Origin of the sequence: Bradyrhizobium sp. SZCCHNS1022, from assembly GCF_032484835.1 — a bacterium.
Taxonomy (GTDB): Bacteria; Pseudomonadota; Alphaproteobacteria; order Rhizobiales; family Xanthobacteraceae; genus Bradyrhizobium.
Map to the genome: position 1 here is coordinate 2,807,805 of NZ_JAUETT010000001.1, position 21,348 is coordinate 2,829,152.

At 63.8% G+C, this 21,348-nt stretch carries 14 protein-coding genes and 2 pseudogenes; 11 read left to right on the forward strand and 5 right to left on the reverse strand.

The genetic code is table 11. The annotated features are described in order from the left end of the window. Positions 1-5 precede the first annotated feature (5 nt). The 4 genes and pseudogenes from QX071_RS12695 (at position 6) to QX071_RS12710 (ending at position 4,181) form a co-directional block, all read left to right on the forward strand. On the forward strand, positions 6-956 hold the full coding sequence (locus tag QX071_RS12695; protein WP_315706708.1) for a glycine--tRNA ligase subunit alpha: 951 nt from the start codon (positions 6-8) through the stop codon (positions 954-956). An 84-nt stretch (positions 957-1,040) separates the two neighbouring features. Beyond that, positions 1,041-1,473: pseudogene (locus tag QX071_RS12700) on the forward strand (endonuclease domain-containing protein). Between the two features lie 3 nt (positions 1,474-1,476). After that, a complete protein-coding gene (glyS, locus tag QX071_RS12705; RefSeq protein WP_315706707.1) occupies positions 1,477-3,582 on the forward strand; it encodes a glycine--tRNA ligase subunit beta in 2,106 nt (701 codons plus the stop codon). Between the two features lie 2 nt (positions 3,583-3,584). Beyond that, positions 3,585-4,181 carry a class I SAM-dependent methyltransferase gene (locus tag QX071_RS12710; RefSeq protein WP_315706706.1) on the forward strand — a complete coding sequence of 199 codons (597 nt, stop codon included), beginning with the start codon at positions 3,585-3,587 and terminating at the stop codon, positions 4,179-4,181. A gap of 199 nt (positions 4,182-4,380) precedes the next feature. Here QX071_RS12710 and QX071_RS12715 read toward each other — a convergent pair whose 3' ends face one another. Further along, complete coding sequence (locus tag QX071_RS12715; protein WP_315706705.1) at positions 4,381-4,716, reverse strand: DUF1236 domain-containing protein; 336 nt, start codon at positions 4,714-4,716, stop codon at positions 4,381-4,383. 237 nt (positions 4,717-4,953) lie between these two features. Between QX071_RS12715 and QX071_RS12720 the strand changes: the two genes are divergently transcribed. Together QX071_RS12720 and ppdK are read left to right on the forward strand one after the other, a co-directional pair. Next, positions 4,954-5,109, forward strand: a complete 156-nt coding sequence (locus QX071_RS12720) for a DUF3096 domain-containing protein (RefSeq protein WP_315706704.1) — start codon at positions 4,954-4,956, stop codon at positions 5,107-5,109. 104 nt (positions 5,110-5,213) lie between these two features. Continuing rightward, positions 5,214-8,228 (forward strand): pyruvate, phosphate dikinase, encoded by a 3,015-nt coding sequence (ppdK, locus tag QX071_RS12725; protein WP_315706703.1) that lies wholly within the window; start codon positions 5,214-5,216, stop codon positions 8,226-8,228. 102 nt (positions 8,229-8,330) lie between these two features. On the opposite strand, the gene QX071_RS12730 is transcribed toward ppdK, so the two are convergent. Beyond that, a protein-coding gene (locus QX071_RS12730; RefSeq protein ID WP_315707381.1) for an IS630 family transposase occupies positions 8,331-9,277 on the reverse strand; the annotation gives its coding sequence in 2 pieces (ribosomal slippage) (positions 8,331-8,938 and positions 8,938-9,277; 948 coding nt in all). Between the two features lie 536 nt (positions 9,278-9,813). On the opposite strand from QX071_RS12730, the gene QX071_RS12735 reads away from it, so the two are divergent. Next, positions 9,814-11,274, forward strand: a complete 1,461-nt coding sequence (locus QX071_RS12735) for a cell wall hydrolase (RefSeq protein ID WP_315706853.1) — start codon at positions 9,814-9,816, stop codon at positions 11,272-11,274. Positions 11,275-11,365: 91 nt separating this feature from the next. Here the strand turns inward: QX071_RS12735 and QX071_RS12740 are convergent, their stop codons facing one another. Together QX071_RS12740 and QX071_RS12745 are read right to left on the reverse strand one after the other, a co-directional pair. Continuing rightward, positions 11,366-13,714 (reverse strand): ABC transporter substrate-binding protein, encoded by a 2,349-nt coding sequence (locus QX071_RS12740; protein ID WP_315706854.1) that lies wholly within the window; start codon positions 13,712-13,714, stop codon positions 11,366-11,368. 151 nt (positions 13,715-13,865) lie between these two features. After that, positions 13,866-14,687, reverse strand: a complete 822-nt coding sequence (locus QX071_RS12745) for a hypothetical protein (protein WP_315706855.1) — start codon at positions 14,685-14,687, stop codon at positions 13,866-13,868. An 881-nt stretch (positions 14,688-15,568) separates the two neighbouring features. Here QX071_RS12745 and QX071_RS12750 point away from each other — a divergent pair. After that, positions 15,569-16,246 (forward strand): annotated as a pseudogene (locus tag QX071_RS12750) (cell wall hydrolase); the annotation flags it as partial. A gap of 15 nt (positions 16,247-16,261) precedes the next feature. On the opposite strand, the gene QX071_RS12755 reads toward QX071_RS12750, so the two are convergent. Then, positions 16,262-17,866: an L-aspartate oxidase gene (locus tag QX071_RS12755; RefSeq protein WP_315706856.1), complete on the reverse strand. Its 1,605-nt coding sequence runs from the start codon at positions 17,864-17,866 to the stop codon at positions 16,262-16,264. 361 nt (positions 17,867-18,227) lie between these two features. Here QX071_RS12755 and QX071_RS12760 point away from each other — a divergent pair, with 361 nt between their 5' ends. The 3 genes from QX071_RS12760 to QX071_RS12770 all read left to right on the forward strand — a co-directional run bounded on the left by QX071_RS12760 (position 18,228) and on the right by QX071_RS12770 (position 21,263). Next, positions 18,228-19,475: an MFS transporter gene (locus QX071_RS12760; protein WP_315706857.1), complete on the forward strand. Its 1,248-nt coding sequence runs from the start codon at positions 18,228-18,230 to the stop codon at positions 19,473-19,475. Between the two features lie 63 nt (positions 19,476-19,538). Further along, positions 19,539-20,525: an MDR family oxidoreductase gene (locus tag QX071_RS12765; protein ID WP_315706858.1), complete on the forward strand. Its 987-nt coding sequence runs from the start codon at positions 19,539-19,541 to the stop codon at positions 20,523-20,525. Positions 20,526-20,639: 114 nt separating this feature from the next. Then, positions 20,640-21,263: a hypothetical protein gene (locus QX071_RS12770; protein ID WP_315706859.1), complete on the forward strand. Its 624-nt coding sequence runs from the start codon at positions 20,640-20,642 to the stop codon at positions 21,261-21,263. The last annotated feature ends 85 nt before the right edge of the window (positions 21,264-21,348 follow it).

Here is a 21,348-nt window from a genome sequence, read left to right on the forward strand (position 1 = left end):
CGACGATGGATTCGCTGCCCCTGCACATGCGCCCGGAACGCTCGTTCCAGGGCTTCATCCTGGCCCTGCAACGGTTCTGGGCCGAGCAGGGCTGCGTCATCCTGCAGCCCTACGACATGGAGATGGGGGCCGGCACCTTCCATCCCGCCACCACTCTTCGCGCGCTCGGGCCGAAGCCGTGGAATGCGGCCTATGTGCAGCCGTCACGGCGGCCGAAGGACGGCCGGTACGGCGAAAACCCGAACCGGATGCAGCATTATTACCAGTTCCAGGTGATCATGAAGCCGTCGCCGCCAAACCTTCAGGAGCTGTACCTGAAGTCGCTCGGAGCGATCGGCATCGACGCCGCCGTGCACGACATCCGCTTCGTCGAGGACGATTGGGAAAGCCCGACGCTCGGCGCCTGGGGCCTCGGCTGGGAGTGCTGGTGCGACGGCATGGAAGTGTCGCAGTTCACCTATTTCCAGCAGGTCGCCGGCTTCGAATGCGCGCCGGTCGCGGGCGAACTCACCTACGGGCTCGAGCGTCTGGCGATGTATGTGCAGGGCGTCGACCGCGTCTACGATCTCAACTTCAACGGCCGCGACGGCGACGCAAAGGTCACCTATGGCGACGTCTTCCTGCAGGCCGAGCAGGAATATTCGCGGCACAATTTCGAATATGCCGACACCGCGATGCTGTTCGAGCAGTTTCGGATGGCCGAGGACGCCTGCAAGAAATATCTCGCCGCCGGCTGGCAAGACAATTCAAAGCTGGGCAATCGCAAGGAACACCTGATGGCGCTGCCGGCCTATGACCAGTGCATCAAGGCCAGCCACGTATTCAACCTCCTGGATGCGCGCGGCGTCATCTCCGTCACCGAGCGCCAGAGCTACATCCTACGCGTCCGCGAACTCGCCAAGGCCTGCGGCGAAGCCTGGCTGCACACGGAGGCTGGCGGGGTGGGGGCCGGTTAAGACGAACTCGGCCGATGGCGGTTCACCCTCCCCTGGAGGGGGAGGGTCGCTCGCGGAGCGAGCGGGGTGGGGTGAAGGTGCTAGGTGGGCAAACGGCCGATCAGCGATTTCAAAACGGCGAACCGCGAAAAGGCTGCGCGAAAATACGACGGCCGCTGAGGACATTCTTTGGCGGCACCTGCGACGCCTCGATATCGATGGGAGGCATTTCAGGAGACAGGTCATCATCGGTCCGTATGTTGCGGACTCCGCTTGCCTGGTCCTGCGTCTCATCATCGAAGTGGACGGCTCGCAGCACGGAGACCATACGAACATCCAACGCGACGAAGTCCGTACGCATTGGCTCAACTCGGAAGGCTTTCGTGTTTTGCGATTTTGGAACAACGACGTTATGACCAGGACTGAGGCGGTGCTCGAAGCCATTTACGCGGAGATCGCGGTCACCCCACCCCGCCTGCCTTCGGCAGGCGACCCTCCCCCTCCAGGGGAGGGTGGTTCTTCGTGCAGAGAGATTTGAGACATGCCCGATCTCCTTCTTGAACTGTTCTCCGAAGAAATCCCCGCGCGCATGCAGGCGAAGGCGGCCGAGGATCTGCGCCGCATGGTGACGGACAAGCTCGTCGCCGAGGGGCTCGTCTATGAGGGCGCCAAGGCGTTTGCGACGCCGCGGCGGCTGGCGCTGACCGTGCACGGCATCCCCGCGCGGCAGGCCGATCTGAAGGACGAGCGCAAGGGCCCGCGCGTCGGCGGACCTGAGGCCGCGATCCAGGGCTTTCTGAAAGCCACCGGTCTGTCCTCGATCGAGGAAGCCACCGTCCAGCGCGATCCGAAGAAGGGCGATTTCTACGTCGCGCTGATCGAGAAGCCGGGCCGCGCCACGCTCGATGTGCTCGCCGAGATGCTGCCGGTGATCGTGCGCACCTTCCCCTGGCCGAAATCGATGCGCTGGGGCAAGCGCTCGGAACGGCCCGGCGCGCTGAACTGGGTGCGGCCGCTGCACGCGATCGCCGCCACGTTCGGCCTCGAGACCGAGGAGCCCGATGTCGTCACTTTCGCGGTGGACGGCATCGAAGCCGGGCAGACGACGTTCGGCCATCGCTTCATGGCGCCTGCGCCGATCTCCGTGCGCCGCTTCGAGGATTATGAGGCCAAGCTGCTCGATGCCAAGGTCGTGCTCGATCCTGACAGGCGCAAGGACACCATCGTCACCGACGCCAAGCAGCTTGCCTTTGCGCAAGGCTACGAGCTGGTTGAAGATCCGGCGCTGCTCGACGAGGTGTCGGGCCTGGTCGAATGGCCGGTGGTGCTGATGGGCTCGTTCGATCCGGACTTCCTGTCGGTCCCCGGCGAGGTGATCCGCGCCACCATCCGCAACAACCAGAAATGCTTCGTGGTGCGTGATCCCAAGACAGGGGGCCTCGCGCCGAAATTCATCCTCACCGCCAATATCGAGGCCAGCGACGGCGGCAAGACCATCATCGCCGGCAACGAGCGCGTGATCCGCGCGCGGCTGAGCGATGCCAAGTTCTTCTACGAGACCGACCTGAAGACGCGGCTGGAAGATCGCCTGCCGAAATTCGAGCAGATCGTGTTCCACGAGAAGCTCGGCACCCAGGCCGAGCGGATCAAGCGGATCGAGCGCCTCGCCGCCGAGATCGCGCCGCTCGTTGGCGCTGACGTCGAGACAACCAAACGTGCCGCCAAGCTCGCCAAGGCCGATCTCCTGACCGAGGTCGTCGGCGAATTCCCGGAAGTGCAGGGCCTGATGGGCAAGTACTACGCGCTGGCGCAGGGCGAAGACGCATCGGTCGCCGCCGCCTGCGAGGAGCACTACAAGCCTCAGGGCCCGAACGATCGCGTGCCGACCGATCCGGTCTCGGTCGCGGTTGCGCTCGCCGACAAGCTCGACACGCTGGTGGGCTTCTGGGCGATCGACGAGAAGCCGACCGGCTCGAAGGACCCGTATGCATTGCGTCGCGCGGCGTTGGGTGTGATCAGGCTGATTACTGATAACACGCTACGATTGTCACTGCTGCAGGTCGCGAAGTCTGCACTGTCGGGGCTGCAGGGCAAAGGCACCGGCGATCCGGAAAAGCTCGCAGCCGACCTGCTCTCCTTCTTCGCCGACCGCCTCAAGGTGCAGCTGCGCGAGCAGGGCGCGCGGCATGATCTCGTCGATGCCGTCTTTGCGCTCGGTGGCCAGGACGATCTTCTGATGGTGGTCCGCCGCGTCGAGGCGCTCGGCAAGTTCCTCGATACCGATGACGGCAAGAACCTGCTCGCCGGCACCAAGCGTGCGTCCAACATCCTCGCCATCGAGGAGAAGAAGGACAAGCGCAAGTTCGAGGGCGCGCCTGATGCGTCGCTGTACAAGCTCGACGAGGAGAAGGCGCTGGCGAAGGCGATCGGCGAAGTGACCGTGGACGCGAATGCAGCGGTGGCCAGGGAAGACTTCGCCGCGGCCATGACCGCCATGGCCAAGCTGCGGCCTGCGGTCGATGCGTTCTTCGACAAGGTCAAGGTCAATGACGACGATCCAAAAATCCGCGAGAACCGCCTGAAGCTCTTGAACGAGATCCGCAGCGCGACGCGCGCCGTGGCGGATTTCTCCAAGATCGAGGGCTAACGATGGCTGATCCGCAGACGCTCGCAGCGTATGACCAGGCTGCGGCGGCGTTTGCCGCCGATTGGCATACGCAGCCGGCGCCCGAGGATCTGCAGGACATCGTCAGGCGCTTCTTCATCAAGGGCGGCCGCACCGTGGACATCGGCTGCGGCAGCGGCCGCGAGGTCGCTTGGCTCGAGGCCAATGGCTATCCGGCACAGGGCTTCGACGCTTCGGAGGGCCTGCTAGCCGAAGCTCGCGCGCGCTATCCGCAGCTGGTCTTCGATCGCAGCGAACTGCCGGAGTTGCCAGGCATTGCGGACGCCAGCTTCGAGAACGTGCTGTGCGAGACCGTGATCATGCATCTCGACCGCGCCTTGGTGGCGCCTTCGGTGCGGCGCATGTTGGCGATCGCAAGGCCCGGCGGCACCCTGTATCTGAGCTGGCGTGTCACCAAGGGCGATGATGTCCGTGACGGGCAGGGACGCCTCTACGCTGCGGTCGACGTTGCCTCGGTGCGCGCCGAGCTGTCGGCCGCTGTCCTGCTGCTCGATGAGGAGGTGGTCAGTCCGTCGTCAGGCAAGACCATCCATCGGCTGGTTGCAAGAAAGCCCGACTGAACCGCGCAGGCCTTCCGACAGGTCATCCAACGAAAGAGCCCCGCCCGGCGGGGGGAACCGGGCAGGGCCTTCACATCCGGCCACTTGCGGGGGCGTCGGCGACCGAATGCAGCTCATGAGCATGACCAGGAAAGTGGGGATTGCTTCCCGTCCTGACAAGGCCGTTCAAGCCCTTGCGCAGATCATGCTCGGTTCAAGCCTATTCGACGACTTGAATGATCCGCCGTGTGCGCGGCTCGACCAGTACGGTTTCACCGTTCACCACCGTGTAGCGGTACCGCGCTGCGCCGAAGCTCGGCGGCACGTCATAATAAGTTACGCCGGTGTCCGGCAGGACGCCGCCAACAACCACGCGATCCGGAATCACATAGTTGGGAACGCGTTCGCGCACCACATATTCGCGGAACGCCGGGCGCTGTTCCACGGCAATCGCCGGCGCATCGTCGTCGACGACCACGCCGTAGGATTGCGCCTGCGCCGCCACCGGCGTCACGACCGCAGCCATCAGGGCCGCGACGATGAGATGGTTTCGCATTGGACCGAACTCCTTGCATTTCGTGAAGCCGGCACGCGGCCGGCACACGCTTCCCAATGCAGCTCTCCGCGCATCGTTCCGCCGACGCGCGCTTCGATCGGATTTTTGAGCAATTTCAGCGGGCGCGGGAACCAATGTTCCCGGAGGAGTCTTCTATTCCGCCACGATGAGCGAGGATAAAGTCCGAGCCGCTCGAATCGTCCCGCCCGTCAAATCTGCAAAAGCCAGAGTCTTTCGATGACCCTCACCGTCGCCCACGTGTCGCCGATCATGTCTCTCGTTGCCGGAGTGTTGATCCTGATCATGCCACGCCTTCTCAACTTCATCGTCGCGATCTTCCTCATCCTCAACGGCCTGATCGGGCTTGGCCTGTTGAAGTGGATTCACCTCTAAATCGCCTAAACGCCGGATTCCGGAACCCTTTCGCTTGCGCCTGCGCCCCCAAAGTGGTGTAAGGCGCGCGATTTCTCCTCCTTACTTGCGGATCGAAGCACCTCATGGCTAAAGCGGTAGCGAAGTCGAAGAAAGTCGCAGCGAAATCAATGGCTTCTAAGCAGCCCAAGGCGAAGGCCGCCGCGCTCGCACCGCCACGCAAGGCGCTCAAGTCGGCTGCTGCCAAGCCGGTCGCGAAGGCGCCCGCCAAGGCTGCAGCTAAGGCTGCTCCCAAGTCTGCGCTGAAGTCTGCACCGAAGGGGGCTCCGAAGCCCGCTGCAAAGGTCGCTCCGAAGACGGCGCCCAAAACTGCATCCAAGCCCGCGTCGAAGACTGCACCAAAGGCAGCGTCGAAGCCGGTCGCGAAGCCAGCGGCCAAGAGCGCTGCGAGCGCGATCAAGCCGAACAAGTGGGTCTATACCTTCGGCGACGGCAAGGCCGAGGGCAAAGCGAGCCTGCGCGATCTGTTGGGCGGCAAGGGCGCCAATCTCGCCGAGATGGCCAATCTCGGCCTTCCGGTGCCCCCCGGCTTCACCATTCCGACCTCGGTCTGCACCTATTTCTACGCCAACGACAAGAGCTACCCGAAGGAGCTCGTGTCGCAGGTCGAGAAGGCGCTCGATTATGTCGGCAAGCTGACCGGCAAGAAATTCGGTGATGCCGCGAATCCGCTGCTGGTCTCGGTGCGCTCCGGTGCACGCGCCTCGATGCCGGGCATGATGGACACCGTGCTCAACCTCGGCCTCAACGACGAGACCGTCGAGGCCCTGGCTTCGCTGTCCGGCGATCGCCGCTTCGCTTACGACAGCTATCGTCGTTTCATCACGATGTATTCCGACGTGGTGCTCGGGTTCGAGCATCATCACTTCGAGGACATCCTCGATACCTACAAGGACAGCAAGGGCTACACGCTCGATACCGACCTGACTTCGGAAGACTGGGAGCACTTGGTCGGCAAATACAAGGAAGCGGTCGCGCACGAGACCGGCAAGGATTTCCCGCAGGATCCGCACGACCAGCTCTGGGGCGCAATCGGCGCGGTGTTCTCATCCTGGATGAATGCGCGCGCGGTGACCTATCGCAAGCTGCACGACATTCCGGAATCCTGGGGCACAGCGGTCAACGTGCAGGCCATGGTGTTCGGCAACATGGGCGACACTTCGGCGACCGGCGTCGCCTTCACCCGTAATCCGTCCACCGGCGAGGCCAAGCTCTACGGCGAATTCCTGATCAACGCGCAGGGCGAGGACGTGGTGGCGGGCATTCGCACGCCGCAGGAAATCACCGAGGAAGCGCGGCGCGAGGCGGGTTCGGACAAGCCGTCGATGGAAACGGCGATGCCGGATGCCTTCGCGGAGCTGACGCGGATCTACACGCTGCTCGAGCAGCATTACCGCGACATGCAGGACATGGAGTTCACGGTCGAGCGCGGCAAGCTTTGGATGCTGCAGACCCGCGGCGGCAAGCGCACGGCGCGCGCCGCGCTGCGCATCGCCGTCGAACTCGCCAATGAGGGGCTGATCTCCAAGAGCGATGCGGTGCTGCGCGTCGAGCCGGCTTCGCTGGACCAGCTGCTGCACCCGACCATCGATCCCACGGCCAAGCGCGACGTGATCGCGACCGGCCTGCCGGCCTCGCCCGGCGCGGCTTCGGGCGAGATCGTGTTCTCGTCGGAAGAAGCGGCCAAGCTGCAGGCCGACGGCCACAAGGTGATCCTGGTCCGCATCGAGACCTCACCTGAGGACATCCACGGCATGCACGCGGCCGAGGGCATCTTGACCACGCGCGGCGGCATGACGTCGCATGCGGCGGTGGTCGCGCGCGGCATGGGCAAGCCCTGCGTCTCCGGCTGCGGCAACATCCGCGTCGATTACGGCCGCGGCACCATGAGCATCGGTTCGCGCACCTTCAAGACCGGCGACATCATCACCATCGACGGCTCGCTCGGGCAGGTGCTTGCCGGCCGGATGCCGATGATCGAGCCGGAGCTGTCGGGCGAGTTCGGCACGCTGATGGGCTGGGCTGATGCAGTCCGCAAGCTCGGCGTGCGGGTCAACGCCGATACGCCGGACGATGCCCGCACTGCGATCAAGTTCGGTGCCGAGGGCATCGGGCTTTGCCGCACCGAGCACATGTTCTTCGAAGAGACCCGCATCCGCACCGTGCGCGAGATGATCCTCGCCGAAGACGAGCAGGAGCGCCGCGCCGCGCTGGCCAAGCTCCTGCCGATGCAGCGCGCCGACTTCGTCGAGCTGTTCGAGATCATGAAGGGCTTGCCGGTCACGGTGCGCCTGCTCGATCCGCCCCTGCACGAGTTCCTGCCGCACACGCAAGCCGAGGTCGAGGAAGTCGCGCGCGCGATGAACACCGATCCGCGCCGGCTCGCCGATCGCGCCCGCGAGCTCGCGGAGTTCAACCCGATGCTCGGCTTCCGCGGCTGTCGTCTCGCGATCGCCTATCCGGAGATCGCGGAAATGCAGGCGCGCGCCATCTTCGAGGCGGCGGTCGAGGCCGAGAAGCGCACGGGCGAGGCCGTCGGCCTTGAAGTCATGGTCCCGCTGATTGCGACCAAGGCCGAGTTCGATCTGGTCAAGGCGCGCATCGATGCCATGGCTAAGGAAGTCATGCGCGAGACCGGGGCCGAGCTCGAATACCAGGTCGGCACCATGATCGAGCTGCCGCGCGCGGCGCTGATGGCGGGCGAGGTTGCCAAAGCTGCCGAGTTCTTCTCCTTCGGCACCAACGACCTCACCCAGACCACCTTCGGCATCAGCCGCGACGACGCTGCGAGCTTCCTCGGCACCTACATCGCCAAGGGCATTCTCGAAATCGATCCGTTCATCTCGATCGATCGCACCGGCGTCGGCGAACTGGTCAAGATCGGCGTCGAGCGCGGCCGAGCGACTCGCCCGGCGTTGAAGGTCGGCATCTGCGGCGAGCATGGCGGCGATCCCGCCTCCGTCGAGTTCTGCCATCAGATCGGCATGAACTACGTGTCGTGCTCGCCCTATCGCGTGCCTATCGCGCGTCTGGCTGCCGCGCAGGCCGCGCTCGGCAAGGAGATCGCGAGCCAGGCGTAAGGATCGTTGCAGGGAGTTTGGAAAAGGCCGGCATAACTTGCCGGCCTTTTTTCATGCCGGCCTGTGGAACTTGCGAGATGTTCCTCTTAGAGCGTTTTTCGATCAAGTTAGGTCATATCCTGCGGCTTTGAAGTAGTTGGCGCATTCGGCCGGTTCGAAGCAGTCTAGGCAGCGTCCGATGGCGTTCCATAAACCATCAACAGTTCGTTCCGCGGCGGCTCGAAGTAGCGCTTTCAGCTTGGAGAAGGCGTTTTCGATCGGGTTGAAGTCGGGACTATACGGCGGAAGATAGAGCAGTTTCGCTCCAGCGGCCTCGATCGCCGCTCGCACGCCTGCACCTTTGTGGCTGCTGAGATTGTCCATCACGACGATGTCGTCCTGCTTCAATTCGGGAACGAGAACATGATCGACATAGGCTTGGAAGGCGTCACCGTTGATCGGGCCATCGATCACCATTGGCGCCATCAGTCCCGACTGGCGCAGGCCAGCGACGAAGGTCGTCGTCTTCCAATGACCATGTGGAATTGAAGCCCGCAGGCGTTCGCCGCGAAGGGCGCGGCCGCGGGTTCGAGCCATATTGGTCGAAGCCCAGGTCTCGTCGATGAAGATAAGCTTGGTAGCGCTCAACTCGGCCTGCTTGCTTGCCCAGTCCTTCCGCTTGCTCAGGACATCCGGCCGCTCCTGCTCTGCGGCATGCGCTGTCTTTTTTTAAACGTGATGTTTCGACGAGCGAAGAAGCGGTGCAAGGCTGACACGCTGAAGCTATGTCCTTTGGCGGAGAGGGCCGCCTTCAACTCCTCCAGTGTCATGTCGGGCTTATCAGCAACCAGCGCCAGAATGATATCGGCTTGCGCCTCAATCGCCTTCGAACGCTGATCGCCGCCAAGCTTCTTCGGCGCTATATCGCCAGTTTCTTCCTCAAGCGCGACCCACCGGATCGCGCTTGATGCGCCCACTTGGTAATGGGCCGCAGCTTGCCGCCGCGACATGCCACCTTTAACTGCCGCGACAACCCGCTTCCGAAGATCGACCGAGCACGATCCTGCCATTCTTTGCCTGCCTCCGTTGCTGCAAGCAAATTGAATCAGAGCCGAACCGATTTGGGAATCCCTCGCGATTCAACCCGATCGCAAACCGCTCTAGCCGCGTCGTTCCGCGGCAATGCCGTGCGACAAAATCGCGCAGCGATTTGGCGCGAGATGTGTCCGAGGCGGAATCCCGCAGTTCTCATGGGCGCAATGCGCGCTGTCGTTCGTCACGGGTCTGCGCGAATGGTTCCATCACTGTGTTCGCGCATCGCCCCGAAAATGACGCCGCAATTCAAGCAAGCGCGCTGTGCTGCGCGCGATTCCCGCAGCAATTTATTCACCACGCGCGTTGACCTCGAATTTACTGTTTTCGTCGCCGCCCTGTTTACCAAGCTATTCGATTGCTCCGGTCGGCATGACATGCCGACTTGCGTGTCTCATGACTGCAACGCGCTTTAACGCCTCAGCAACCTAAACCGATTACGAAGGGAAACGATCGAATTGCACGGACGCACCGTGTTCGATCGAAACCAGTAAGCGTTGCGTTGAGCGTATCGATGTTAGTTTTGCGTCCCGGTCCGAAGGGCGCGCGATTTGCGTCCTTCGGACTCGGTCTCTGCGTCTTCGCATTGATGCCGACGGAGACCGGTTACCAAGACATCGCATCACTGCTTGCCCGGCAGCCCGGCGTTGCCGAGCGCTGGCAGAAGCGCGTGTTCTCCGCAGCCGCTTCCATTCAGCTCGCGACCTACAGCTTCAGCCGGCCGATCGGCACGTCCGTGCCGCAGAGCGCGATGGTCCGGCTCGCAAGCTTCGTCAATCGCGACGCGGACGTCACCGGCGCGGTGCCGCGCAATCCGGTGCTGCAGGCGCCGCCGCGGTATCAAGCGTCGGATTTCCCGACCGTCGATCGTACCTTGAAGGGCGACCGTCTGGTGGTCACGCCGCCGACAGTGCCGGCTGACAAGACTGAACAGCCCACCCCCGCAGAGTCCGCGTCGCCGCCCGGGCAGCCGGCCAACTCCAATTCCTCGGTGTTCGGCGCAAAGACGGCAGAGGCGCCGACGGATATGCCAGTCGCCTCGCGCGCGCCGCTCGATCCGGAACTGCAGGAGGCGTTGCGCGCGCCGCCGCTCGAGCAGTATAGCGCGCCGTCCTCGTCGCAATCGACGAACGAAGCGAAGCTGTCGACTGGTTCGCCCGAAGACAGCGCGGTGTCCTACGACGGCCTCGATATCAAGACGACCAGTCTCTATTTCGGCACGAGTTCGCTCGGCGGCACGGCGGGCAGCATCGAAAGCTGGGAGCCCGGTGAGGCGCCGCTGATCGTGCTGCCGGATCCCGATTTGAAGCCGATGGCGGCACTGCCGCCTTCGTCGAACGATGCGACAGCGCCTTCCGAAAGTGGCGAGAGCATCGCGCCTAAGGGCGAGGTCAACGCCGACAATCAGCGCGCCAAGACGCCGGCCGAGCGGCTCGGCCTGTTCGATGAAAAGGCGCGCGCGAAATCCGAGAAATGCCTGGCCGAAGCGGTCTATTTCGAATCACGCGGCGAAGCGGTGCGCGGCCAGATCGCGGTGGCGCAAGTCGTGCTGAACCGTGCCTTCTCCGGCTATTATCCGACCACGGTCTGCGGCGTGGTGTATCAGAACAAGTACCGGCACTATGCCTGTCAGTTCACCTTTGCCTGTGACGGTACGCCCGACGTCATCCGCGAACCCGACATGTGGGAGCGCGCCAGGAAGATCGCCAAAGCCATGCTCGACGGCCTGATCTGGCTTCCCGAGGTCGGCAAGTCAACGCACTACCATGCTTACTGGGTGCGCCCGTCCTGGGTGTCCGAAATGAAGCGGATGTACAAGTTCGGCGTCCACACCTTCTACCGGCCGAAGGCCTGGGGCGACGGCAGCGATGCCCCAAGCTGGGGATCGCCGGCGCAGACCGCGGCGATCTCCGAGGAGCTTGCGGAAGAGGCCAAGAGCGAAGCCGAGATCAATCCGAACTGGACGCGGCGCTGATCTCGGCACAGGCTTCTGACGGTTGATCTAAGTCCTGCAACGTCCCCTGCATCCGGGTGCGATGCGGACGTCGATGCCGGGCGGAGCCGAATTAGTGATGCGTCGCGTTCCACTCGAGAAAGCGGCGGTACAACTCGGGCTGACGCGACTGGTCAGGCGGCGTTGCGGCCGGCGGCTTCGCGGCGACGGGAATGCGCGGGGACGGTGCGGCGGCCGTGACCGGCTTCGACGATCTGATGGTGGTCGGAGCGGTCGCCGCGGGTCCGGAAATCGTCCCATCGAGCCATTCCTGCGCGACCCGCAACCTGGTCCATCCGGCCACCGGCGCACGCGGCGCCATCTCCCGCCATTTTGGATGGAAGGGAGGCCGCTGCAGCTCCGACATCCGCGAGAACAGCGACTTGACCAGCAGCGACAGCCGGCGATAGCGGTCGCTTCCCGGCTGCCAATTATACGACGCCAGGATCGCTTCAGCCGCGATCGTTTCGACCGGCTCGGATCTGGAGATCAGGTTGGGGTAGTCGTCCGCGTCGAGCCGAGAAGGAAGATACTCCTCGCGCAAAGGCTTGTCGTAGCCGACCGGAACGAAATGCAGATTGGTATCCGTGACCTGGCTGAGCCAGGGAACCGGCTTGCCGTCGACCGCAATGATCGCGTCGATCTCGCCCTTGCGCAACATCTCGAGCGCGATGCGCGGCTCGATATAGAGCAGGTGTGGCTTGATCTGGAGCCGCTCGAACACGTTGATCGCGGTCACGAAAGTGCTGCCATCCGGGAGGTCGACGGCAACGGTCTTGCCGTCGAGGTCCTTCATGGTGCGGATCGATCGCGGCGCCAGAACATGCATTTCCTCGTTGAACATCTTGGTGACATAGACCAGCTGATTGCGGATGTTGCTCGCGAAGCCCTTGCGTTCGAGATAATATAAAGTGTCCTTGCGCACAATTCCCGCGTCGACTCCCTTGAGCATCAGGATATCGGCCACCGCCTGAACCGAACCGCTGCCGAGGATCGGCATGACCCGCAGGTTGATCCCGTCGTTGAGCACCGAGGCGACGTCGGCGCCCATCTGGGAATAGGTGCTGCCATAAGAGCCGGTCATCAGGCTCACCGTATTTATGTTGAGCTGACCTGCAAGGTCCCGCTTGGCCGACGCATAGCGGAAGATCGCCTTGAACGAATCGCTGACGGCGCCCGGGTCGATTCCGCTGCGCACCGGTCCGAACCGTTCCCAGTGACCGCCGACGAAACGCTTCATCTGCATCTGCTCGATCGGCGCGTGGTCGCTGGCGCTGGTATTGGCGACGATCCCGGGAATCAGCATCGGAAGCTGCGTCCCTTTCAAGGAACGCGCCTGCTTCATGATATTGTCGCGGGAGAAGTCGTCGCCGCAATTATGCAGGACGGCAACCATCAGGTTGGCGAGCGCGTAGCCCACGATTCCGAGGCTGTTGATCTTGCTGACTGAAGGCGCATAGCGGTCCATGAACGCGGACCACTCGGCGTAGCCGGGATCGCCGCCCTGCACACCGCCCTCGTACAGGATCGTGGCGGAAAGTAGTCCTTCCGCGTTCTGCAGGCCTGCAGGCTGCAGCACGGTGGCGATCGAATCCGAAATCGTCGGGATGATGTGCTCGGGTTTCCAGCCGAGCTCGGCGAGGCGGCGGATCGCGAGCACCGTGAATTTCGGGGTGCTGACGTCGATCAGGATGTTGGCGCCGGCGGCCTTCAGCTTCGCGATCTGCAGATTGATGTCGGTATCGGTGACCGTGTAAGCCGCTTCAGCGACGATCGGCAGCTTGCCGCCGAGCCCGTCCTTCAAGCCCTTGAGATAGTCCTTGCCGAACTCGTCATCCTGATACAGCACACCGATGCGCGCGTCACCGGTATGTTGCTCGAGCAGATATTGCGCGTGGATATGAGCTTCGATCTGGTAGCTGGGCTGCGCTCCCATGGTCCAAGGATAGTCGCGAGGCTGATCCCAGATCGAAGCGCCGGAGCCGACGAACAATTGCGGTATTTTGTTCGCGTTGAGATAAGGCCGCACGGCCGCGCTGGTCGCTGTTCCTACGCTCGCAAAGATGACGTCGACCTTATCTTCCTCCACGAGCCGTCGTGTTAGTTCCACCGTCTTCTGCGGATTATAGCCGTCGTCATAGGAGATGAAGGTGATCTTGCGGCCCCTGATCCCGCCCTCGGCATTCACCTTCTCGAAATAGGCCGAGATGACCTTAGCCACGATACCGTAGGCGGCCGCCGGCCCGGTGTAAGGCGTCGTATTGCCGATCCGGATCTCGCCCTCGGCAGCACGCGCCAGGCCTGGCACGGCGACAAGCACGAGGAGCAACGCCACGGTCGGAGAACACGCCGCGCAAAGCAATCGCGGATCCCAGGACGCCGACGACCGGGCCCGCCGCAACAATCGATCAAACATTCCCATCACGACCTCATCACGCAATAAAACACTTTGCAGGGACGCGCATCGCCCGCACGACTCAATCGACCATTGTTCAGCGGTCCGCGGGCCGTCGCAGATGCGGCGCAACGACCGGCATCAGACCGCGCTGGATCACTCGGTCTCGAAGCTCGGGTCACTCGAGGTGCCGCCGGGCCTCGAGTGACCGGAGTTCGGCGGCTCTCGCGTACCAAGCGCGGGCCTGGGCCGGATCGGGCGCGACGCCAACGGTTTTCAGCTTGGACAAGACCGCGGCGTCATAGGTATTGGCCAGCATCAGTGATGCTTCGGCGTCGCCTTCCGCGACATGCGCCAGGATCAGACGGGCACTCGCAATGTCGCCTGCGCCGATGAGATCGCGTCCGCGCTTCAGCATTTCTCTGATCTCGTCCTTGGTCAGCGTAGACGCGGCCGACGGTGCAGGGCTCCCGGTCGCGATCGTGCGAGACGCTTTCGGCGGAATTGACTGTGGGGGCTCGCCCCCGTCCGGAGCCGGCTTGACGATCTGGACCGTCGCTACGACCGAATCGGCCCGTCCGATCGCGTGCGCCGCGGCCTCCGCCGATGCTTGTCCGTCAGATGCTTGGCCGGCATAGGACTTCGATTTCCCCGCCAGCCCGAAGCTTTGGGGAGACGGTGAAGCGGTGGCGTCGGAATTCGCAACTGCTTCAATCTTCGGAACCTGCATGATGCTTACAGCAAGGAACGTGAGGCACGAAAGTACAGTCGCAGCGACACCGAACGGGAAAACAGAACTGAATTCGAGTCGTTCGGGCGGAGGCGGAGGCATCACGACCGGATCGAGTGCGTGGATCCGCCGGGATCGGTCCGCCTCTACGGGCGTCAACGGTATCTCCGCATCGTCGACCGCTGAAGCGGTTTGCCACCACGGCGGGGGCAGATCGGTGGTCGCATCCTCATCCGGCGCAGAAGTCGCGTGCGCGAGGCTGTCGAACAAAGCGGCAGGCTTTGCCGGGGGCCAACGTTCGCTCAGCGCATCAGCCGCGGCGATCCGCGATCCGCCACTCCGCAATGCAGAACTCATCCCAACTACTCCTGCGGACCTGCGCCATCACGCCGCCCGCGTCCTTCCTTGGACCCTTTGCCGCCATTTCGCTCGGCGACTCGCCTTGCAGGCCGACCGCGACACCGACGATCGCTTCTATGGCTATGCCAAGCGATGAATCGCGATCTCCTGCTGCCGTGACGTTCTATTCCCTTCGTCATCAGGACGGACAGAAACACGTGCTACTACTTGGGCACCGCTAAATTCCGACCATCTCTTTTTCTTATTTGTACAGGTTCTGCGGTTCTTTTGCCGAAATCATGGCGAGCCTGTACAGCTATTCCGCTACTGCTGGTAAATGTCGCCGGCACGGCGCATCTCCCAAAGGTCGCTTGAAAGTAGTTGCGCGCGTGAAGGGTGTGCTCGATCCGTGCGGCGGGCCGGCCGCACCATCCGCGTCAGCTGCTGATCTGTTCGACGAAATGGCCCCGTCCACCTCATCTAGCGAGGTCCGCCTGGATCGCGCGCGTCATGATGACGAGGACCGGCGCAACGGCACGGCCAATTTGTTCGACGAGCGAACGCGGATCAATTGGATGTTCACGACGGAGACAGGGCGCACTAATTAGGTCGCGCCTTGTCCCCAAATGCCAGCAAGGTGGCAAAAAACAACGAGTCGAATGTCTATATCGACCGGCGAGGGCCGCTTCGCCACGATCACCGTCATTCCGGGGCAAGGCCGCAAGCCTTGAACCTGGAATCTCGAACCTTTCTTGCGTTCGGTCTCAACATCTCGAGATTCCGGTTCAACTGCCAACGCGCAGCCGCGTCGCCCCGACTTGAAGCCGATGGCGGCGTTGCCGCCAGCCTCGAACGATGCGGCAGCGCGTTCCGAAAGCGGCGAGAGCATCGCGCATATGGGCGAGATCAACGCCGACAATCAGCACGCCAAGACGCCGGCCGAGCGGCTCGGCCTGTTCGATGAGAAGGCGCGCGCGAAGTCCGAGAAATGCCTTGCCGAAGCGGTCTATTTCGAATCATGCCGTGAAGCGGTGCGCGGCCAGATCGCGGTGGCACAGGTCGTGCTGAACCGTGCCTTCTCCGGCTACTATCCGACCACGGTCTGCGGCGTGGTGTACCAGAATAAGTATCGGCACTACGCCTGTCAGTTCACCTTTGCCTGCGACGGCACGCCTGATGTCATTCGTGAACCCGACATGTGGGAGCGCGCCAGGAAGATCGCCAAAGCCATGCTCAACGGCCTGATCTGGCTGCCCGAGGTCGGCAAGTCGACGCACTACCACGCGTATTGGGTGCGTCCGTTCTGGGTCTCCGAAATGAAGCGGATGTACAGGTTCGGCGTCCACACCTTCTACCGGCCGAAGGCCTGGGGTGACGGCAGCGATGCCCCGAGCTGGGGCACGCCGGCGCAGACCGCGGCGATTTCCGAGGAGCTTGCGGAAGAGGCCAAGAGCGAAGCCGAGATCAATCCGAACTGGACGCGGCGATAGCTTATCGATCGACTGCTACGCGCTCAGCGTTCGCGGGTTGCGGGTCGGCGGATTGGCGGCAATCTCCGCCGCCACCTGTCGCGCCGCTGCGAGGGTGGTCATCGTGCGCTGGGCCGCAGCCGGGTTGTCGGCCGGATGGTCGGCGCGATAATGCGCGCCGCGGCTCTCGCGTCGGCTCCACGCGCTCGCGGCAATCAGGAGCGCCGCCGTTGCCATGTTGCGCAGTGCCAGGTTTGGCGTTTCTTGTTCGAGCTTGGCGGTCGTCAGCACGGCTTCCGCAAGTCGCTCCTCGTCGCGGACGACTCCGACCTGCGCGGTCATGGTCTCGCGGAGCGCCTTCTCTGCAAAGGGCGGCAATGGTCCGTTCGACTCCGTGATTGCGACGTTGCCGAGAGCAGGTGGGGGCGCCGTCATCTGGCCTCCAATGTCTTCGGCAACCCGCGAGGTCAGCACCACGGTTTCGAGCAGCGCGTGACCGGCAAGACAGTTGGCGCCGTGAATGCCGGTCGCGGCGACTTCGCCGGCTGCCCACAGGCCCTCGAGCGAACTGCGACCGCGTGCATCGACCGCGATGCCGCCGATATGGAAATGTGCCGCCGGAGACACCGGAATCGGTTGGCGGGTCGGGTCGATGCCCGCTGCACGGCAGCTCGCATCAAGCATCGGATAGGCGCTCCCGACATCGTCGTCGAGCACCTCCCGCGCGTCGAGAAAGGCGCCGCGGCCGGCGGCGATTTCGGCCAGAACGCCACGCGCGACGATGTCGCGCGGCGCGAGGTCGGCGAGCGGATGGCGCGGCAGCATGAACCGCTGTCCGCGGCGGTTGACCAGGATGGCGCCCGCGCCGCGCAAGGCCTCCGTGATCGCAGGCACCGGATCGCGGCCGACCATCATCGCCGTGGGATGAAACTGCACGAACTCCGGATCGGCAATCACGGCGCCCGCGCGCGCGGCGATCGCAAGGCCTGCGCCATTGGCGAGCGGCGCGTTCGTCGTCGCCGCGTAGAGACGGCCGATGCCGCCGGTCGCCAGCACGACCTTGCGCGCGGCCAGGATAGCGGGCGGGGCTGCGGCGTCATCGCATCTGCGCAACTGCAAGCCGGCGACGGCATCGCCATCCATCACCAGCGCTTCTGCCGCATAGCCGTCAACGACGCGGATCGACGGCGTGTTGCGGACCGCCTGCATCAGCGTGGTCAGCATCGTGTGTCCGGTCCTGTCGCCATCGATCGGGACAAGGCGCCGGACCGGCGCGGAGGCCACGCGGACGTGCCCCTGTCGGTCATCGCGGTTGCGATCGAAGCTGATGCCGAAATGGCGCAACTCGTCGATCCGCAGCTCCGCTTCGCGCGCAAACCCGAGCGTCGTCTCTGTGTCGGCCAGGCCGCCGCCGGCAGCGATCACATCGGCCGTGAAGGCCTCCGGACTGTCGACTCTGCCGGGGGCCACGGGGCCGCCTGTCACCCACAAAGAGGAGGCTTGCTCGGCAAAGCGCTGGGCTGAAACCAGGGTCACCGGCCGCGGCGCCAGCTTCAGCGCGCAGAGCAGGCCGGCTATGCCCGCGCCAACGATGACGACGTCACCATTGCTCTCGATCCGATGATGAGCCCGACCATCCATGGGAAACCGCTTCGCCTATCGCCACCTGCGCAGCTTGCGCCAGGCTCGCCATGATTAGGCAGCGCGGGTTACGCTTTCTTCAGAAACAAGCGTCGCTGTTTAAGCGTGTTTGGCGACAAAACGCGGCTTTCCTGAAGGTCGCTCGCGCTACCGGCGAGGATCGCCTCGGAGGTTCGCGTAGGCGGACAGTTTTGAGGTATTATGGTGTATCAAGCGCGCCAAACCGCTCCGATCCGACCGGACTGACCTCACGGTGCGGCATCGAAAATATTAATTGGCCCTTGCCAGGCTTTCCATGCAAATGCATTAACTCGGCGGCGTCGCGGCCGTGACTTGCGACCAGCAGCAGAGGAAACGCATCATGTCGGTCCAGGCAACGGAGCTGGGTTCGCCCTCAACCGCCTCCAATTGGCGCACGCCGCTGGTCATCATCGTCTGTGGCTGCGCCATCGCACTGTTGAGCTTCGGTCCCCGCTCCAGCTTCGGCTTCTTCGTGCAGCCGATGAGCCGCGATTTCTCCTGGGGCAGGGACGTGTTTGGCTTGGCAATCGCCGTGCAGAACCTGCTGTGGGGGCTCGGCCAGCCGCTTGCCGGCGCTATCGCGGACCGGTTCGGCGTGCTGCGCGTGATGTGCGTCGGCGCGCTGCTCTATGCCGGCGGGCTGGTGCTGATGCGCTATGCGGCGACGCCGCTGTCGCTGGACATCGGCGCCGGCGTGCTGGTCGGCTTCGGTTTGTCGGGCTGCTCGTTCAACCTGGTGCTTTCGGCGTTCAGCAAGCTGCTTCCGCCGGAACGTCGCAGCCTCGCGCTCGGGGCCGGCACGGCGGCGGGGTCGCTCGGGCAATTCCTGTTCGCGCCGTTCGGTGTCGCGATGATCGGCCAGTTCGGCTGGCAGACCGCCCTGATGGTGTTTGCCGCGCTGATGCTCCTGATCGTGCCGCTATCGCTTGCGATCTCGACGCCGCCGGCGGCGGAGCCGAAGCCGACGGACGCCGAGCAGCAATCTTTCACGACGGCGCTGATGGAAGCCTTCGGACACCGTTCCTACGTGCTCCTGGTGCTCGGCTTTTTTACCTGCGGTTTCCAGCTCGCCTTCATCACGGTGCATCTGCCGGCGTTTCTGGTCGATCGCGGGCTGTCGGCGCAGGTCGGCGGCTGGGTGATCGCAGCGATCGGCCTGTTCAACATCATCGGTTCGCTCAGCGTCGGCTGGCTGCAGAACCGGCTGCCCAAGCGCTACATTCTGTCCTTCATCTATTTCACCCGCGCGCTTGCGACGCTGGCCTTCATCTCGTTTCCGGTCACCGCATTCACGGCGATCGCCTTCGGCGCCGTCTCCGGGCTCGCCTGGCTGTCGACGGTGCCGCCGACCTCGACGCTGGTCGCGATCATGTTCGGCACCCGCTGGTTGGCAACGCTGTATGGCTTTGCCTTCGTCAGCCACCAGGTGGGCGGCTTCCTCGGCGTCTGGCTCGGCGGCATCGTGTTCGAACGTTTCGGCTCCTACACCCCGATCTGGTGGCTCTCGATCCTGTTCGGCGTGCTCTCCGCCCTGATCAACCTGCCGATCGTGGAAAAACCGGTCGCCCGGCCGGTGCCGGCGACCTGATTGCGCCGGCTGTCCGATCCGCTAAAGATACCGCAAATCTTACAGGGATCGGGAGCGCGGACCGTGGCGATGTTCAAGGCGATCAGGATCGACAAAGCGGATAAAGGCACGACGGCTGCCTTGACCCAGTTCGACGAAGCCGAACTGATGGACGGCGACGTCACGGTTCGGGTCGAATGGTCGACCCTGAACTATAAGGATGGACTGGCGCTGACCGGCAAGGCTCCGGTGGTCCGGCGTTTTCCGATGATCGCCGGCATCGATTTTGCCGGCACAGTCGAGCAGTCGTCGCATCCGCAATGGAAGCCCGGAGATCGGGTGATCTGCACCGGCTGGGGCATGGGTGAGACCCATCTCGGCGCCTATGCAGAAAAGGCCCGCGTCAAAGGCGATTGGCTGGTGGCGCTTCCTGACGGCCTTTCGGCGCGCGAGGCCATGGCGATCGGGACCGCGGGTTTCACGGCCATGCTGGCCGTGATCGCGTTGGAAAAGCACGATTTGACTCCGGATCGTGGCCCGGTGGTGGTCACCGGAGCGGCCGGTGGGGTCGGCTCGGTCGCGATCGCCGTCCTGGCCAAGCTCGGCTATCATGTCATCGCCTCGACCGGCCGATCGGCGGAAGCGGATTATCTCAAGAGCCTCGGGGCCGCCGAGGTAATCGACCGCAACGAGCTGTCCGCCCCGGCCAAGCCGCTAGGCAAGGAGCGCTGGGCGGGCGGCATCGACAGCGTCGGCTCGAACACGCTGGCCAACCTGCTTTCGATGACGAAATATGGTGGGGTGATCGCGGCGTGCGGGCTGGCGGCCGGCATGGACCTCCCGACCTCGGTGGCGCCCTTCATCCTGCGCGGGGTCTCCCTTGTTGGCATCGATTCGGTGATGTGCCCTCAGCTCGCCAGACAGGCTGCCTGGAAGCGGTTGGCCAGCGATCTGGACCGGAGAAAACTCGCTGAAATCACTCACGAAATCGGCTTCGACCAAGTCATCGAAGCGGGGGCACGGATTCTGGCGGGCCAAATTCGGGGCCGTCTAGTGGTAAAAATATCCTGAGGACGTTCAGACTTTGCCAACCAAGCTGCTCCAATGTTGCCACGGTTGGTATGGTAAGCATCGGGTAAAAGTATTATCGCCTGCTCGCTGCATGGTTAGGGTCGGAGTTTCAGCATGCTTGCGCGTCTTATCCTGGGGACCGTTACCGCCGGTGCCATGATCGCGCCCGCAATCGGGGGATCGATGACCGCCGATGAGGCCCGCAAATTTGTGGCCGGCAAGGTGTTCGCCTTTACCTGTGTCGATGGCACGCGCGGCGCGGGCCGCATCCTAGACGACATGGGGGCTGCGGGTGCGGTGCAGTTTGCCGGCTCCGGTCCGGTCCGCCATATCCGCCTGCCCGGCAACACGTTGCAGATCCGCGGCCAGAACGTCTGCGCCTCGCTGAAGGGCCTGCCGTTCGAGCCCTGCTTCAACCTCGACAAAAAAGACGATCGCAGTTTCCGCGGCTCCGTGTCCGGACTCGGCTTTGCTTACTGCGACTTTCAGCACCAAGGCGGCGCCACCATGTTGATGGCGCGCGCGGTGGCGCGCCCGCATGCGCGTAGCACGCGTACTGTCGGCGCGGCCGATAGCTCGCAGGTGACCGCACGGGTCGAGACGCCGCGCGTCGAAAGCAGCAAGATCGAGCCGATCAGGTCCGAGGCGATGAAGCCGGAGCCGGTCAGGGCCAACAGCGCGGCACCGTCCGACAGCAAGTCGGAGGGCGCTCCCGAATTGCGCCGGTCGACAGAGTAATAGCTTCGTCTCGCGGCAACTCCCGACATCTGCAATGCGCGCCTCAGCCGATGGCTGCGGGCAGCAATGTTTCGCAACAAATCTC

Coding starts and splice junctions, on each gene's coding strand:
- QX071_RS12695 (WP_315706708.1), top strand. CDS start 6: ATGGATTCGCTGCCCCTGCACATGCGCCCGGAACGCTCGTTCCAGGGC.
- glyS (WP_315706707.1), top strand. CDS start 1,477: ATGCCCGATCTCCTTCTTGAACTGTTCTCCGAAGAAATCCCCGCGCGC.
- QX071_RS12715 (WP_315706705.1), bottom strand. CDS start 4,716: ATGCGAAACCATCTCATCGTCGCGGCCCTGATGGCTGCGGTCGTGACG.
- QX071_RS12720 (WP_315706704.1), top strand. CDS start 4,954: ATGACCCTCACCGTCGCCCACGTGTCGCCGATCATGTCTCTCGTTGCC.
- QX071_RS12740 (WP_315706854.1), bottom strand. CDS start 13,714: ATGGGAATGTTTGATCGATTGTTGCGGCGGGCCCGGTCGTCGGCGTCC.
- QX071_RS12735 (WP_315706853.1), top strand. CDS start 9,814: ATGTTAGTTTTGCGTCCCGGTCCGAAGGGCGCGCGATTTGCGTCCTTC.
- QX071_RS12710 (WP_315706706.1), top strand. CDS start 3,585: ATGGCTGATCCGCAGACGCTCGCAGCGTATGACCAGGCTGCGGCGGCG.
- QX071_RS12755 (WP_315706856.1), bottom strand. CDS start 17,866: ATGGATGGTCGGGCTCATCATCGGATCGAGAGCAATGGTGACGTCGTC.
- QX071_RS12760 (WP_315706857.1), top strand. CDS start 18,228: ATGTCGGTCCAGGCAACGGAGCTGGGTTCGCCCTCAACCGCCTCCAAT.
- QX071_RS12770 (WP_315706859.1), top strand. CDS start 20,640: ATGCTTGCGCGTCTTATCCTGGGGACCGTTACCGCCGGTGCCATGATC.
- ppdK (WP_315706703.1), top strand. CDS start 5,214: ATGGCTAAAGCGGTAGCGAAGTCGAAGAAAGTCGCAGCGAAATCAATG.